Genomic DNA, 15,037 nt, shown 5'->3' with positions numbered 1-15,037 from the left:
CATCCTGCGGTGGCCGGGACGCCACGGCAACGCGTGCACCGGATCTGCACGCCCCCTGCACAATCTTTCCACGGAGCATCCATCCCGGCTGCACCCCACGTCGCGAAAACCCCGTCACCCCAACCGAGGATGACGGGACATGAGCGACACCACGATCGACGAAGCACCGCGCCCCGCCCCGACGCCCGGCCTGTTCAGGACCGGCCCCGGCCTGAAGCTCGTCGCCATCGGCGGCCTGCTGCTTGCGATGCTCATTCCGCAGCTGCTGATCGAGGACGTCATCGCCGACCGGGAACGCTACAGCGAAGCCGCGCGCGCCGGCGTCGCACGCAGCTGGGGTCCGGCGCAGCAGGTCCTCGGCCCCGTCCTGATCGTGCCGACCCGCACCGCCGTCCAGCGCGCACCGGGCGACGCGACCACCCCGCCCTGGCAGCGCGGCACCGTCGCCGTCCTCCCCTCCCGCCTCCGCGCCGAGGCGCAGCTCGCGCCTGAGCGCCGCAAGCGCGGCCTCTTCGAAGCCGTGGTGTACCAGGCCAATCTCACCCTCTCCGGCACCCTCCTGGTCCCGCCGATTGAGGTGGAGGCTGGCACCGAACTCCTGTGGCGTGAGGCCTACCTGCTCTCCGGCGCCACCGACCTGCGCGGTGCAGGCGACGAGGTCCCGCTCTCCCTCGACGGCCGCCGCCTGACCTCCACCGGCGACGCCGGCGCGACCTGCCGCGAGATGGAACTGCTGCGCTGGACGCTGGGCTGGACCGAACCACCCCCGCCGACCGCGCCCTGCCCTTCACTGGCAGTCTCGCCCTCCGCGGCACGGGCAACCTGCACCTTCTGGCGGCCGCCCGCCGCACCGAACTCGAAGCCGCCGCCCCCTGGCCGACGCCGAGCTTCACCGGCACGGGCCTGCCCATCCGCTCCGACGTACGGGAGGACGGCTTCAACGCGACCTGGTCCGAAAGCGGCAGCACGACAGTCCAGCGCCTGTCCTACGACCCCTGCCGCGACGGCACCCTCGCCGCGCGCTCCGTCGGCGTGGACCTGCTGGAAGCCGTGCCGACCTACCGCATGGTCAACCGCGCATCAAAATACGCGGTGATGTTCCTGGCGCTGTCCTTTCTGACCTACGCGCTGTTCGAGATGCTGGCGCGCGTCCGCATCCACCTCGTGCAGTACGGGCTGCTCGGTTGCTCCGTCGTGCTCTTCCCGCTGCTGCTGCTGGCCTTCGGGGAACCGCTCGGCTTCGCCCTGGCCTACGCGATCTCCTCCGCGATGGTCGTCGCCCAGGCCTCCGGCTACACCGCCGCCGTGACGCGGCGCGCAGGTCTCGCAGGCACCTTCGCGGCGATCCTGTCGGGCCTCTTCGGCTTCCTCTACGTCGTGCTGAGCCTGGAGAGCTACGCGCTGCTGACCGGCGCCGTCGCCCTCTTCGCCGCGCTGACGCTGGTGATGGTGGTGACGCGGAGGGTGTCGTGGTCGGGGTAACCGGTCTCGGCGGAACTACTCGAAGATGATGCACGTCGTGCTGGCCGTTGCGCAGGGACGGCCAGCCCCGTCGAGGATACGCCCCTCCGCCACCGCGGACCGCCGCCCCAGATGCACCGCGTTCCCCTCAGCCATCACCTCCCCCGTCGAGAGCCCCACCCCTCGCAGGAAGTTCACCTTGAACTCCAGCGTCGTGTACCCCCGCCCTGCCGGCAGCCGTGAATGCACCGCGCACCCCATCACGCTGTCCAGCAGTGTCGCGAGAATCCCGCCATGCACCGTTCCCAGCGGATTGAACTGGTACTCCGCCGGGACCAGCCGCATGGTGACGCGCCCTTCCTCGATACTCCCCATCCGCGCCCCGATCAGCAACAGGGCCGGCGGCGGCGGCAGCCGTCCTTCGGCCATCGCCGTCAGGAACTCCATCCCCGACATCGTACGCCCCGCCGCCGCGAGGGCCGCCGGATCGGACCAGGCGATGCTGTGCTGCCGCGGCGCGTCGCTCACAGAGCCTCCACGATCGTCACGTTGGCCTGCCCCCCGCCCTCGCACATCGTCTGCAGCCCGTAGCGCCCGCCCCGCGCCCGCAGCGCGTGCACCAGCGTCGCCATCAACTTCGCCCCCGTCGCGCCGAGCGGATGCCCCAGCGTGATCGCGCCCCCGTTCACGTTGAGACGCGCCGGATCGGCATCCAGCACCCGCAGCCAGGCCAGCGGGATCGGCGCGAAGGCCTCGTTCACCTCGTAGAGGTCCATCTCCGCAAGCGTCATCCCCGCGCGGGAAAGCGCGCGCCGCGTCGCGGGGACCGGCTCCTCCAACATGATGACCGGATCGCCGGCCGTCACGGTCATGTGGTGCACCCGCGCGATCGGAGTCAGCCCATGCGCCTTCAGCGCGACCTCGCTCACAACAAGCACGGCAGCGGCGCCGTCACACATCTGGCTCGCATTGCCCGCGGTAATCACTCCGCCCTCCGACAAGGTCTTCAGCCCCGCAAGCCCCTGCATTGATGCCTCGGGCCGGATCCCCTCATCCGTCCGATGGATGCCGACATTCCCCTCCGCGTCCGTCACGGGCAACGCCACGATCTCCCGATCGAATGCCCCAGCCTGCGTCGCAGCCGCCGCGCGCCGGTGGCTCTCCACCGCGTAGGCATCCAGCTCCTCGCGCGAAAAACCGTACTTCTCCGCGATCATCTGCGCCCCGGTGAACTGCGAGAACTCTTCTACCCCGTAGCGCGCCTTGATCCGCGGCGACCACGGCCCCGCCCCGATCCCCGCCTTCGCGTGCAGGGTCCAGTTGCTCCCCATCGGCGCGCGGGTCATGGACTCCACCCCCGCCGCGATCACCACGTCCTGCGTCCCCGACATCACGGCCTGCGCGGCGAAATGCACGGCCTGCTGCGACGACCCGCATTGCCGGTCGATCGTCACCGCCGGCGTCGAATCCGGCAGGCGCGAGGCCAGCACCGCGTTCCGCCCCACATGCCAAGCCTGCTCCCCCGCCTGGGTCACGCAGCCCAGGATCACGTCATCCACCGCCGCGGGATCGAGGCCCGTACGCTCGACCAGCGCGTTCAGCACCTCCCCCGCCATGTCGGCCGGGTGCCATCCCGCCAGCCGCCCGTTGCGTCGCCCGCCCGCGGTCCGCAGCGCCTCGACGATGTACGCCTCCGCCATCCTCAGCCCCCGTAATCCGGTGCGCGCTTCGCCAGAAAGGCCGCGATCCCCTTACGGCTCTCCGCCCCTCGCGCGGAAGCCGTGATCGCCCGCGCCTCCGCCTCCAGCTGCTCTTCCAGCGAGTTCCCGAGCGAGGAGAACAACAGGTTTCGTGTCCGCCCGATCGCGCCCGTCGCCGAGGCCGCCAGACGCCGCGCCACCGCGACCGCCTCGTCCTCCAACGCCGCATCCTCCACCGCCCGCGTCGCCAACCCGAGCGCCACCGCCTCCTCCGCGCCGACGCGCGTGTTCAGCAGCGCCAGTTCCTGCGCCCGCCGCAGCCCGACGAGCCGTGGCAGCAGGAAGGTCGACCCGCCATCCGGCGACAGCCCCAACGCCGTGTAGGCCAGCGACAGGTGGGCCGACCGCGCGATCAGCGCGATATCCCCCAGCACCGCCAGCGAGAATCCAGCCCCCGCCGCCGGCCCCTGGATCGCCGTCACCAGCGGCTTGTCCATCCGCATCAGCCGCGTGATCGCCCCGTGGAACGGCACCAGCAACTCATTCACCAGCAGCGGCAACCCGTCCCCTGCCTCGGCGAAGGACCGCACGTCGCCGCCCCCGCAGAACAGCTTCCCCCGCGCCGTCAGCAGCACGCAGCGCACCGCCCGGTCCTCGTCGCACTCGACCGCGACACGCAGCAGCGCCCGCGCCATCGCCGGGTCCACCGCATTCGCCGAGTCCGGCCGGTTCAGCGTGATCCGAGCGACGGAGCCGTCGCGGGTCAGGGTCAGCGGCTCCTCCGTCATGCCGTGCCGACCTGCCGTCCCATCACGTCCCTCCCCCGCTTTGTCGTTCCGTCATCTTCCGGCGCCCGAATGGGCACGCCAAGCCCCGCCGCCCTCACCTTCCCTCGGCCCAGCCCTTCACAGGCCTGGGTTCCGCCGCATCTTGATCCCACGGCCAGGATCGGGCGACCCTGGACGGGCCCAGACGCGGAACGCGCGGGCCGGAGGACGTCTGGGAGGTTGCATGGACGGGACGGGCGCGCCGCCGCGCGGCACGCTGCCATCGGGGGACGGATCGGCCCCGCCGATCCTGAGCGTGCGCGACCTGTCGCTGCGCTTCGGCGGCCTGCGCGCGCTGACCGACGTGTCCTTCGACGTCGCACCGGGCACCATCACCGCGATCATCGGCCCGAATGGCGCGGGCAAGACGTCCCTCTTCAACTGCATTTCCGGCTTCTACCGCCCCGCCGCCGGCACCATCCTGTTCGAAGGCGAGGACATCGGCCGCCTCTCCCCACCCGAACGCGCGAAGGCCGGCCTGGCCCGAACCTTCCAGAACATCGCGCTGTTCCGCGGCATGTCCGTCCTCGACAACATCAAGCTCGGCCGCCACGCCCACATGCGCACGGGCCTACTCGACGCCCTCCTCTGGTTCGGCCGCGCACGGCGGGAGGAACGGGAGATCCGCGCGGAGATCGAGGAACGCGTCATCGACTTCCTCGAGATCAACCACATCCGCCACCGTCCCGTCGCCGCCCTCGCCTATGGCCTGCGCAAGCGCCTCGAACTGGCCCGCGCGCTCGCCATGAAGCCCCGCATCCTCCTCCTCGACGAACCCGTCGCCGGCATGAACCGGGAGGAGACGGAGGACATGGCCCGTTTCATCCTCGACGTGCGGGAGGAATGGGGCGTCACAATCCTCATGGTCGAGCACGACATGGGCCTGGTGATGGACATCTCCGACCACGTCGTCGTCCTGAACTTCGGCCAGGTCATCGCCGCCGGCCGCCCCGCGGAGGTCTCCGCCCACCCCGAAGTCATCCGCGCCTATCTCGGCTCGGGCGACGCCGGCGCCATCCGCACCCGGATCGGCGGCCGCGCGGAGGTCCCCGCGTGAACGAGGGCTTCGACTGGCTCTTCCTGACGGAAGTTTCGCTCGCCGGCCTCGGCTCCGGCGCGCTGCTCGCGTTGGTCGCCCTCGCCTTCGTCCTGATCTACAAGGCCACCCGTGTCGTGAACCTCGCGGTCGGCGAGATGCTGATGATCGGCGCCTACCTCTTCCTCTCCGCAGTCACCGGCTGGGGCCTCTCGCCCTGGGTCGCCATCCCCCTTGTGCTGGCCGGCGGCGGCGCCCTCGGCCTACTGATCGAGCGCGCCGTCATTGCCCCCATGCTCGGCAAGAGCGCCATCTCCACCTTCATGGTCACCATCGGACTCGGCTCCGTCCTGACCGGCATCGCCGAGATGATCTGGGGCCCTGACCCAACGCAGCTGCCCGACTTCATGGGCACCACGCCCGTCTTCCTCGGTGAGGCCTTCGTCTCCCGCAAGATCGCCATCGGCTTCGTCGTGGCCTCCCTCTCGATCGCCGCCTTCGTCGTAGCCTTCCGCTCCTCCCGCGCGGGCGTGGCGCTGCGCGCGACGGCCTCCGACCAGGGCGCAGCCTTCATGTGCGGCATCAACGTCCCCCGCGTTTTCTCCGCGGCCTGGGTGCTGGCGGGCATGACGGCAGCCGGGGCCGGCATCCTCGTCGGCGCCGTCGGCGGCGTCTCGCCGGTCATGGGCAGCTTCGCCCTCTCCGCCCTCGTCGTCGTCATCGTCGGCGGCCTCGACTCCGTCATCGGCGCCCTGCTCGGCGGCCTCCTCATCGGCCTCGTCGAGGCCTGGGTCGGCGCCTATCTCGGCGGCGAATACAAGCTGCCCGCCACCTTCACGCTGCTCATGCTCGTCCTCGTCGCCCGTCCCTACGGCCTCTTCGGCACGCACGAGATCGAGCGCCTATGAGGATCGGCGCCCTCAAGCAGACCTACGACGCCGATCACGCGCTTCTCGATACGGGCGTCCAGCGAGCCTGGGCCGCCGCCGGCATCGCCGCCCTCATCTTGCTTCCCTTCATCGGCAGCGAATACGTCCTCTACCTCGCCTGCCTCGCCGCCATCCACGTCGTCGCTGCGACGGGCCTGAACATTCTCACGGGCTACACCGGCCTAGTCTCCCTCGGCCATGCCGCCTTCATGGGCGTCGGCGCCTACGCCGCCGCCGTCGCCGATTCCCGCCTTGGCACGTCCGCCTTCCTCAATCTGTTCCTCGGCGGTTGCGCGGCCGCGGTCGTCGGCGTGGTCGTCGGCCTGCCAAGCCTACGCGTGAAGGGCCTCTACCTCGCCATCGCGACGATCGGCGCCTCCGTACTGCTCGACTTCGTCTTCAAGAACTGGACGCCCGTCACCGGCGGCACCCGCGGCCTGAATCTGCCGCCCGCAACGCTCCTCGGCTGGGACCTCGCCCGCCCCTCCGCCTTCTGGTGGCTCGTCATGCCCGTCGCCGTGCTCTCGGTCCTGGCCGCCGCCAATCTGTTCCGCACCCGCATCGGTCGCGCCTTCATCGCCGTGCGCGACCGCGACATCTCCGCCGCCGTCCTCGGCATCCCCCTGCTGCGCACGAAGCTGATGAGCTTCGGCCTCTCCTCCTTCTACGCAGGCGTCGCGGGCGCACTCTTCGCCTACTTCTTCCGCTCGATCACGCCGGAGAGCTTTCCCTTCGTCTATTCGATCTTCTTCCTCGCCGCGATCATCGTCGGCGGCATGGGCACGATCCTCGGCGGCGTCATCGGCGCGATCTTCATGACGCTCGTGCCGGAGGCCCTGAAGCTGATCGTCGCCGTCATCAGCCCGGTCTGGCCCAACGCGGTGGCCGTGCTCTCGCCGGTGCGCACCGTCATCTTCGGCGCCCTGATCGTCGGCTTCCTCATCTTCGAGCCGCACGGGCTCGCGGAAATCTGGCGCCGGATCCGGCGCTTCTTCCACCTCTGGCCGTTCAGGACCTGAGGGGACACACGGGAGGGATGGACACCATGCGACTGACCCGACGCTCGGCCCTGCTCGCCGGCCCCGCGATGCTGGCCGGTATCCGCCGCGCCCGATCCCAGGGCACGGCGAACGAGATCGTCATCGCGGGCTCCATCCCGCTCACTGGCGTCTTCGCCTTCGCCGGCGTCGGCGTGAATGACGGTATTGCGGACTACGTGAAGATGGTGAACGACGCAGGCGGCATCACGGGCCGCCGCGTCCGCTACGTGTTCGAGGACACGGCCTACCGCGTGGACCAGTCCGTCGCCGCCTTCAACCGCCTGACCAGCGCCAACCGCGCGAACTTCTACTACGGCGACAGCACGGGCTTCGCGAAAGCCGTGAACCCGGAACTCCGCCGCCGCGACGACATCCTCATGGCCGGCGCCTCCTTCGCCACCGAGATCAACGACCCCCAGAACTTCCCGCAGCAGTTCATGGCGGGACCCGACTACTCCGAAATGGTCGGCGTCCTTCTGGAATACATCCAGCGCACCCAGCCCGGCGCGCGCATCGCCCTCGTCAACTCCGACACCGAATTCGGCCGCGACCCCGTCCAGCCCACCGAGCAGATGGCCACCCGCCTGGGCCTACGCGTGGTCGAGAAGATCGTGACGCCACCGGGATCCGTGGACGTCTCGACCGAGGTCCTGAAGCTCCGCCGCGCCAATCCCGACTACACGATCATGCACGGCTACGTCCTGGCGCCGCTGCCCGAATTCGTGCAGCAGGCCCGCCAGCTGAACCTCCGCACGAAGTTCATGGGCACCTTCTGGTCCATGGACAACGCGGGCTGGGCGCGGATCGGCCAGCCGGCCGACGGCATGATGGGCGTCATGCCCTATCGCTACTACTACGACGACGCGGCCGACGCGCCGATGCTCCAGCGCATCCGCCAGGTCCGCAGCGAATACCAATCCTCCCCCTACATGCAGGGCTTCCTCACCGCGATGCTCTTCTGCGAAGTCGCGAAGCGCACCATCGAGGCCAACCAGCCGCTGAGCGGCACAAACATGAAGGCCGCCCTGAACTCCATCCGCGACTACGACACGGGCGGCATCATCGGCACGCCGATCTCCATCCCCGGCAATACCATTCCCGTCGGCCGGGTCTACCGCTTCGACGCGTCGCAACGCCGCATGGTCGGTGAGGGCGGCTGGATCCGGCTCTCCCGGACCTCCTGACGTGCCGGAGCCCGGCGGCGACCCCGTCCTCGACGTCCAGAACATCGAGGTGATCTACAACAAGGTCGTGCAGGTGCTGCGCGGCCTCTCGTTGTCGGTCCCGCGCGGGCAGGTCGTGGCGCTGCTGGGCTCCAACGGCGCGGGCAAGTCCACGACCCTCAAGGCCGTCTCCCGCCTGCTCGAGATCGAGGACGGCGAGGTCACCGGCGGCGCCATCCGCTTCGACGGCGCCGACATCGCCCGCCTCCGCCCGCACGAACTGGTGCGCGGCGGCCTCTACCACGTCATGGAAGGACGCCGGATCTTCGAAGACCTGACCGTCCAGGAGAACCTGATCGCCGCCACCTACGCCCTCGCCGGCCGCCGCTCCGCCCCGCGTGACTTCGACCTGGTCTACGAATATTTCCCCCGTTTGCACGAACGCCGCACCGGACTCGCCGGCTATCTCTCGGGCGGCGAGCAACAGATGCTCGCCATCGGTCGCGCCCTCGTCGCCGAGCCCCGCCTCATGCTGCTGGACGAACCCTCCCTCGGCCTCTCCCCCGTCATGGTCGAGGAGATCTTCGGAATCATCGGCCGCATCAACCGCGAACGCGGCACCTCCATGCTGCTCGTCGAGCAGAACGCCGCCGTCGCCTTCGCCGTGGCCGACCGCGCCTACATCATGGAAACCGGCAAGATCGTCGCCAACGGCCCGGTCGAAGTCCTGATGCGCGACCAGGACGTGCGCGAGTTCTATCTCGGCCTCGCCCATTCTGGTTCGGGATCCCACGGCGATGGCCGCAGATCCTTCCGCGACGTCAAGCACTACAAGCGGCGCAAGCGGTGGCTGTCGTGACCTTTCCCCCCCTCACCCTGCCCCAGATGCTGCGGGAACAGGCCCGCACGCGCCCCGATGCCGTCGCGATCCGGCAGAAGGATTTCGGCGTCTGGCGCCCCGTCACCTGGCGCGACTATTTGGACCGCGCCATCGCCGTGGGGTACGGCTTCCGCGCCCTTGGCCTTGCCGAAGGCGGCCACGTCGCCGTCATCGCCGAGAACCGCCTGGAATGGGTCCTGTCCCAGTTGGGCGCCGGCCTCGTCGGCGCCGTCACGATCGGCGTCTACCCGACCTCACCCTCCAACGAGGTCGCCTACGTCCTCGCCCATTCGGAAGCCGAAATCGTCGTCTGCGAAGACCAGGAACAGGTCGACAAGGTCCTGGAACGCCGCGCCGAACTTCCGCGCCTCCGCCACATCGTGGTGATGGAAACCAAGGGCTTCGGCGCCTATCCGCCGGGCGCCGTCACCACCTTTCCCGCTCTGGAAGAAGCGGGCCGCCAGTACCGCGAAGAACACCCCACCCTCGTGGACGACATCCTCGCCCGCCAGGACTTCAGTGACCTCGCGCTGATGATCTACACCTCCGGCTCCACGGGGAAGCCGAAGGGCGCGATGCTCAGCTACCGCAACCTTCGCGGGGAGGCGATCGCGGTCGCATCGCATTACGACTGGAATGCGGGCTCAATCTCGCTCTCCTACCTCCCGCTCTGCCACGTCGCGGAACAGGCCCTCACGTCGATGACGCCGATCTACGCCGGCTCCACCGTGCATTTCGGCGAATCCCTCCGTACCGTGCAGGAAGACCTCCGCGAGGTCGCGCCCACCCACTTCCTCGGCGTCCCCCGCATCTGGGAGAAACTGCACTCCTCCATCCACTTCAAGATGATGGAAGCCGGAGGCTGGCGCCTCCGCCTTTTCGAGCGCGCCGTCGCGGCCTGCGAGCCCTTCGCGGAAATCCCGCCGGCGCGCCGCACCTTCGCCCAACGCGCGACCTTCGCGCTCTCCTACGCCCTCGTCTTCCGCGCGCTCCAGAACTTCATCGGCCTGCGCCGCGCGAGGGTCGTGCTGACCGGCGCCGCGCCGATCCCGCCGAAGATCGTGCACTTCTTCCGCACGATCGGCCTGCCCTTCCTCGAAGCCTACGGCGCCACGGAAACCACCGCCGTCGCCAGTTCCCAACGCCTCGGCGACCTTGTCGCCCTCTGCGTCGGCATTCCCTGCGCAGGGGTCGAGATCCGCCTTGGCGAGGGCGGCGAAGTGCAGGTCCGCGGCGACACGGTCTTCACCGGCTACTACCGCGCGGAGGAGGCGACCCGCGCCGCCTTCACCGAGGACGGCTGGCTCCGCACCGGCGACGTCGGAGAGATGGTGGACGGCCAGCTCCGCATCGTGGACCGCCTGAAGGACATCATCATCACCGCTGGCGGCAAAAACCTCTCGCCCTCCGAAATCGAGAACACCGTGAAAGCCAGCCCCTTCATCAAGGAATGCATCGTCATCGGCGACGGCCGCGCCTACGTCTCCGCCCTCATCCAGATCGACCCCGAGACTGTCGGCCAATGGGCCGAAGGCCAGGGCATCATCTTCACCACCTTCCGCTCCCTCGCCGAGGAACCGCGCGTCCGCGAGCTCGTCGCGCGAGAGGTGGACAAAGCCAATGCCGGCCTCGCTCCGGTTTCCCAGGTCCGCCGCTTCCGCCTGCTTCCAAAGGAACTGGACCACGACGACGACGAGGTGACGGCGACCATGAAGGTCCGCCGCGCCAACATCGCCCAGAAATACGCCGACGAAATCAGGAGCCTCTACGCCCCGGCATGACGGCCGGGCCTGAAGCCCGGCCCGTCATGCTCAGAACGCCGCGTCCTCCAACTCCTTCAACACCGCCCCGCCCGCCATCACAGCGGCGGCATGTGCGGACGTGTGCGGCAGCATCCGGGTCATGAAGAACCGCGCTGTCGTCAGCTTGGCATCGTAGAAGCCGGTCGTGTCGCCCTCCCGCTTCTCCAACGCCACCTCCGCCATCCGCGCCCAGGCATAGCCAAGCGCCGTGAGCGCGAAGAGCCGCAGGTAGTCCGAAGCCGCCGCGCCCGCCTCGAAGGGATCGCCCAGCCCCTTCCGCGCGACTTCCGCCGTGCATTGCTGCAGGCGCCCGAAAGCCTTGGACAGCGGCAGCACGAACTCGCCCATCCGCTCGTCCTCGCCCGCGCGCTCGATGAAGGCCATCACCGGGTGGAAGAAGCGCCGCAGGTAACGCCCGGCATGCGCCCCCAACTTCCGCCCCACCAGGTCCAGCGCCTGGATGCCGTTCGTCCCCTCGTAGATCTGGGCGATCCGCGCGTCGCGCACGTACTGCTCCATCCCCCACTCGCGGATGTAGCCATGACCTCCCAGCACCTGCATGCCGGTGGCAGTCGCATCCCAGCCCACATCGGTCAGGTAGGCCTTGATGATCGGCGTCATCAGCTGGACGTAGTCATCCGCGGCCTGCCGCTCCGCCGCGTCGGGATGCAGCCGCGCCACGTCCTGCTCCAGCGCGACGAGCATCGCGAGGGCCCGGCACCCCTCGACCTGCGCCCGCATGGTCAGCAACATCCGTCGCACGTCCGGATGCACGATGATCGGGTCCGCTGCCTTCTCCGGATGCTTCGCGCCTTCCAGCGCGCGCCCTTGCAGCCGGTCCTTCGCGTAGGCCACGGCGTTCTGGTAGGACACCTCCGCCAGGCCCAGCCCCTGGATGCCGACGGACAGCCGCGCCTCGTTCATCATCGTGAACATGGCCGACAGCCCCTTGTGCGGCCGCCCCACCAGCCACCCCTTCGCGCCGTCGAAGGACATAGCGCAGGTCGCCGAGGCCTTGATCCCCATCTTGTGCTCGATGGACGTGCAGGACACCGCGTTGCGCGGCCCCGGCCTCCCATCCTCCGTCGGCAGGAACTTCGGCACGAGGAACAGCGAAATCCCCCGCGTCCCCGGCGGTGCATCCGGCAGCTTCGCAAGCACCAGATGCAGGATGTTGTCCGCCAGGTCGTGCTCCCCGGCCGAGATGAAGATCTTGTTGCCCGTGACGTCGTAGGACCCGTCCCCGTCCGGCAACGCCTTCGTGCGGATCAGCCCGAGATCGGTGCCGCAATGCGGCTCCGTCAGGCACATCGTCCCCGTCCACTCACCGGACACCAGCTTGGGCAGGTAACGGTCCTTCAGCTCCTGCGTCCCGTGCTTCGACAGCGCGGAATAGGCCCCGTGCGACAGCCCCGGATACATCCCGAAGGACAGGTTCGCGGAGCACATCATCTCCTCGAACATCAGCGCCACCGACTTCGGCAGCCCCTGCCCGCCGTAATCCGGGTCGCAGGCCAGCGCCGCCCAGCCGCCGTCGCGGAAGGCAGCATAGGCCTCCGGGAAGCCCTTGGGCGTGCGCACCACACCGTTCTCCAGCACGCACCCTTCCTCGTCCCCGCTGCGGTTCAGCGGGAACAGCACCTCCTGGCAGAGCTTCGCCGCCTCCTCCAGGATCGGGTCGACGAGGTCGGGCGTCATCTCCTGGCAGCCGGGCAGCGACCGCAGCCGCGCAGGGTCCACGAACTCGGTCATGACGAAGCGCATGTCGCGCAGCGGCGCGTTGTAGGTCGGCATGTCAGCGCCTCCTCAGTTCCTGAGCGGCCGCCCCGTCTCGAGCATGTGCTCGATCCGGGCCAGCGTCGCGTTGGTCTTCAACAGATCCATGAAGGACCGGCGCTCCAGTTTCAGGACCTCGTCCTCCGAGGTCTCCTCGGTGTGGTCACGCTTCCCGCCCGTCAGCGTCTCTGCCAGGTATCGGCACACCACGACGTCGTGCGGCGTCGCCCGCCCCAACGCGACCTGCTGCTGCACCGCCAGCGACAGCGCCGCGCGCCCCGTCGCCCCGGGTAGTCGCAGCGGCTTCGGCTCCGGCGCCTTGTAGCCCTCGACCAGCGCCAGCGCCTTTGCCTTTGCATCGGCCAGCAGCCGGTCGCGGTTCATCGTGATCCCGTCGCCGGGACGCAGCAGCATCATCTCCCGCGCCTCGAAGGCCGACTTCGCGACCTGCGCCGTCGAGATCATCTCGAAGGCCTTCGCCACCGGCGGCATCGGCCCCTTTGGAACCTTCGGCGCCTCCGACCACCGCCGCAGCATCGTCGTGCAGCCGCCCCAGCCCGGGATGACGCCGACGCCCACTTCCACCAGACCCACGTAGGTCTCCGCATGCGCCTGCACCGCGTCGCAGTGCAGCAGCACCTCGCACCCACCGCCGAGCGCCATGCCGGCCGGCGCGCCGACCACGGGGAAGGGCGCGTGGCGCATGGCCCGCATCGCCTTCTGCCCGCCCTCGATCATCCCCTCGATCTCGCCCCAGGCCGCGATGTTCGCCGCGAACAACGCGAGCCCCAGATTGGCCCCGACCGAGAAGTTCTCCGCCTCGTTGTGGATCACCAGCGCCTTGAAGGCGCCCTTGGTCCCCATCGCCGTGGCCTTGCCGATCATGGCGAGAACCTCGGGATCCAACGCATTCATCTTCGTGTGGAACTCGAGGCAGGCCACGCCATCCCCGATATCCCACAGCGACGCCGCCCCGTTCTTGGCGATGGGCTTCGACCGCCGCTTCACGTCGGCCAGCAGCAGCACGCCCTCCGGCCGCACCACGTCAGCGTAGCGCCCGTCCACCCCGAATGCCTGCAGCCGCCCATCCTCGACACAGTAGAAGGTAGACTCCCCCACCGCCTCCAGCAGCGCCGGCACCGCACGCCCTTCCGCGCGCAACTGCGCCGCCAGCCACGCCGGCCCGAGCCGGTCGATCAGCTCGAAGGGCCCCCATTTCCAATTATACCCTAGCCGCATCGCCGCATCGACGTCCGCCGGGCTGTCGGCCACTTCCGGCACGAGCGACGCCGCGTAGGACAGCACGTCCAGCAGCACGGCACGCGCGTAGCGCCCGCCGCGGTCCGGATGCTCCACCAGCTTGCGAAGGTCCTTCTTACCGGCCTCCAGGCTCTCCAGCACCGGCTTTTCCGTCGGCCGGTCCTCGCCCGTCCAGAGGTCGATGGCACGCTTGAGGTTCTCGCCCTCCGCGCTCTTCGTCCGCGTGTAGAAGCCGCCCTTGCCGCCCTTGCGCCCGGTGCGGCCTTCCTGGATCAGCCGCGCCATCAGCGCGTTGTCGCGCATGCCCAGCACGTAGGCGTCATCGGCCGGCAGCGCCGCCTTCATGCTCGCGCCGACATGCGGGATCAGGTCCAGCCCGACCAGGTCAAGCAGCCCGAACACCCCAGTCTTCGGGATACCCACCGGCCGCCCCATCACCGCGTCCGCCTCCTCGATCGTCAGCCGCAGCTCCCGCGCGTGGTTCATCGCGCACTGCATCCACAGCCCGCCGATCCGGTTGGCGATAAATCCAGGCCGGTCCTTGCAGGGAATGACGGTCTTCCCGAGCGACCGATCCGCGAAATCCCGCACCAACGCCACCGCCCCGGGCGAAGTCTCCGCGCTCGTCACGAACTCCAGCAGCCGCATGTAGCGCGGCGGGTTGAAGAAATGGGTGATGAGGAAGTCGCGCCGGAACGCCTCCCCCGCCCCCTCCAGCAGCGCCGCCAACGGAATGGTCGAGGTGTTCGACGACACAACCGACCCCGCCTTCCGCACCCGCTCGACCTGCGCGTAAAGCGCCCGCTTCGCATCGGGCCGCTCCACGATCGCCTCGACGATCCAGTCGCAGTCGGACAGCAGCGACAGGTCGGTCTCAAGATCCCCCGCCCGCACCCGCTCCGCGTTGCGACGGTGCATGAACGGCGCCGGGTCGGCCTTCAGCATGGCCTGCACCGCCTTCGCCGCGCCGCCGGGCACGATGTCCAGCAGCACCACTTGCACGCCCGCATTCGCGCAATGCGCCGCGATCCCCGCCCCCATCACGCCCGCGCCGATCACACCCACCTTGGCGATCCGCCCGCCGCCACCCGAGGCCTTCCCCGGCCCGGCCTGGATCACCGCCATCTCCGGGGCCACCAACGGCGCGCCCGTCGTGGCGTCGC

12 protein-coding genes and 1 pseudogene are annotated in these 15,037 nt (G+C 69.5%); 8 read left to right on the top strand and 5 right to left on the bottom strand.

All coding sequences use genetic code 11. The features are described from left to right. Positions 1-139 precede the first annotated feature (139 nt). Together ACE7GA_RS14535 and ACE7GA_RS14530 are read left to right on the top strand one after the other, a co-directional pair. A pseudogene (locus ACE7GA_RS14535) lies at positions 140-688 on the top strand (inner membrane CreD family protein); the annotation flags it as partial. Positions 689-714: 26 nt separating this feature from the next. Beyond that, positions 715-1,482, top strand: coding sequence for an inner membrane CreD family protein (locus ACE7GA_RS14530; protein ID WP_376100285.1), 768 nt, complete (start codon positions 715-717; stop codon positions 1,480-1,482). Between the two features lie 15 nt (positions 1,483-1,497). Here the strand turns inward: ACE7GA_RS14530 and ACE7GA_RS14525 are convergent, their stop codons facing one another. From ACE7GA_RS14525 to ACE7GA_RS14515, 3 genes are read right to left on the bottom strand one after another with little or no spacing between them, the layout of a single operon-like run. Next, positions 1,498-1,989 carry a PaaI family thioesterase gene (locus ACE7GA_RS14525; protein WP_376087596.1) on the bottom strand — a complete coding sequence of 164 codons (492 nt, stop codon included), beginning with the start codon at positions 1,987-1,989 and terminating at the stop codon, positions 1,498-1,500. Then, positions 1,986-3,161, bottom strand: a complete 1,176-nt coding sequence (locus tag ACE7GA_RS14520) for an acetyl-CoA C-acetyltransferase (protein WP_376087594.1) — start codon at positions 3,159-3,161, stop codon at positions 1,986-1,988. Before ACE7GA_RS14520 ends, ACE7GA_RS14525 begins: the two co-directional genes overlap by 4 nt. A 2-nt stretch (positions 3,162-3,163) precedes the next feature. Next, entirely contained in the window at positions 3,164-3,949 is a 786-nt protein-coding gene (locus ACE7GA_RS14515; protein ID WP_376087592.1) for an enoyl-CoA hydratase/isomerase family protein, read from the bottom strand. Positions 3,950-4,172: 223 nt separating this feature from the next. On the opposite strand from ACE7GA_RS14515, the gene ACE7GA_RS14510 reads away from it, so the two are divergent. The 6 genes from ACE7GA_RS14510 to ACE7GA_RS14485 are packed head-to-tail and all read left to right on the top strand — an operon-like array spanning position 4,173 to position 10,817. Further along, on the top strand, positions 4,173-5,045 hold the full coding sequence (locus tag ACE7GA_RS14510) for an ABC transporter ATP-binding protein (protein WP_376087590.1): 873 nt from the start codon (positions 4,173-4,175) through the stop codon (positions 5,043-5,045). Beyond that, positions 5,042-5,932, top strand: a complete 891-nt coding sequence (locus ACE7GA_RS14505) for a branched-chain amino acid ABC transporter permease (protein WP_376087588.1) — start codon at positions 5,042-5,044, stop codon at positions 5,930-5,932. Before ACE7GA_RS14510 ends, ACE7GA_RS14505 begins: the two co-directional genes overlap by 4 nt. Further along, positions 5,929-6,972, top strand: a complete 1,044-nt coding sequence (locus ACE7GA_RS14500; RefSeq protein WP_376087586.1) for a branched-chain amino acid ABC transporter permease — start codon at positions 5,929-5,931, stop codon at positions 6,970-6,972. Before ACE7GA_RS14505 ends, ACE7GA_RS14500 begins: the two co-directional genes overlap by 4 nt. A 26-nt stretch (positions 6,973-6,998) precedes the next feature. Then, a complete protein-coding gene (locus ACE7GA_RS14495) occupies positions 6,999-8,177 on the top strand; it encodes an ABC transporter substrate-binding protein (RefSeq protein WP_376087584.1) in 1,179 nt (392 codons plus the stop codon). A gap of 1 nt (position 8,178) precedes the next feature. Next, positions 8,179-9,015, top strand: coding sequence for an ABC transporter ATP-binding protein (locus ACE7GA_RS14490; protein WP_376087582.1), 837 nt, complete (start codon positions 8,179-8,181; stop codon positions 9,013-9,015). Next, positions 9,012-10,817, top strand: coding sequence for an AMP-dependent synthetase/ligase (locus tag ACE7GA_RS14485; RefSeq protein ID WP_376087580.1), 1,806 nt, complete (start codon positions 9,012-9,014; stop codon positions 10,815-10,817). Before ACE7GA_RS14490 ends, ACE7GA_RS14485 begins: the two co-directional genes overlap by 4 nt. Positions 10,818-10,847: 30 nt before the next feature. On the opposite strand, the gene ACE7GA_RS14480 is transcribed toward ACE7GA_RS14485, so the two are convergent. Together ACE7GA_RS14480 and ACE7GA_RS14475 are read right to left on the bottom strand one after the other, a co-directional pair. After that, entirely contained in the window at positions 10,848-12,632 is a 1,785-nt protein-coding gene (locus ACE7GA_RS14480; protein WP_376087578.1) for an acyl-CoA dehydrogenase C-terminal domain-containing protein, read from the bottom strand. A 12-nt stretch (positions 12,633-12,644) separates the two neighbouring features. Further along, entirely contained in the window at positions 12,645-14,999 is a 2,355-nt protein-coding gene (locus tag ACE7GA_RS14475) for a 3-hydroxyacyl-CoA dehydrogenase NAD-binding domain-containing protein (RefSeq protein WP_376100283.1), read from the bottom strand. Between the last annotated feature and the right edge of the window lie 38 nt (positions 15,000-15,037).

This window comes from Roseomonas sp. CCTCC AB2023176 (assembly GCF_042259275.1).
GTDB lineage: Bacteria > Pseudomonadota > Alphaproteobacteria > Acetobacterales > Acetobacteraceae > Roseomonas.
The sequence above is the reverse complement of the archived record's forward strand: the minus strand, read 5'-3'. Positions and strand labels throughout refer to the sequence as shown.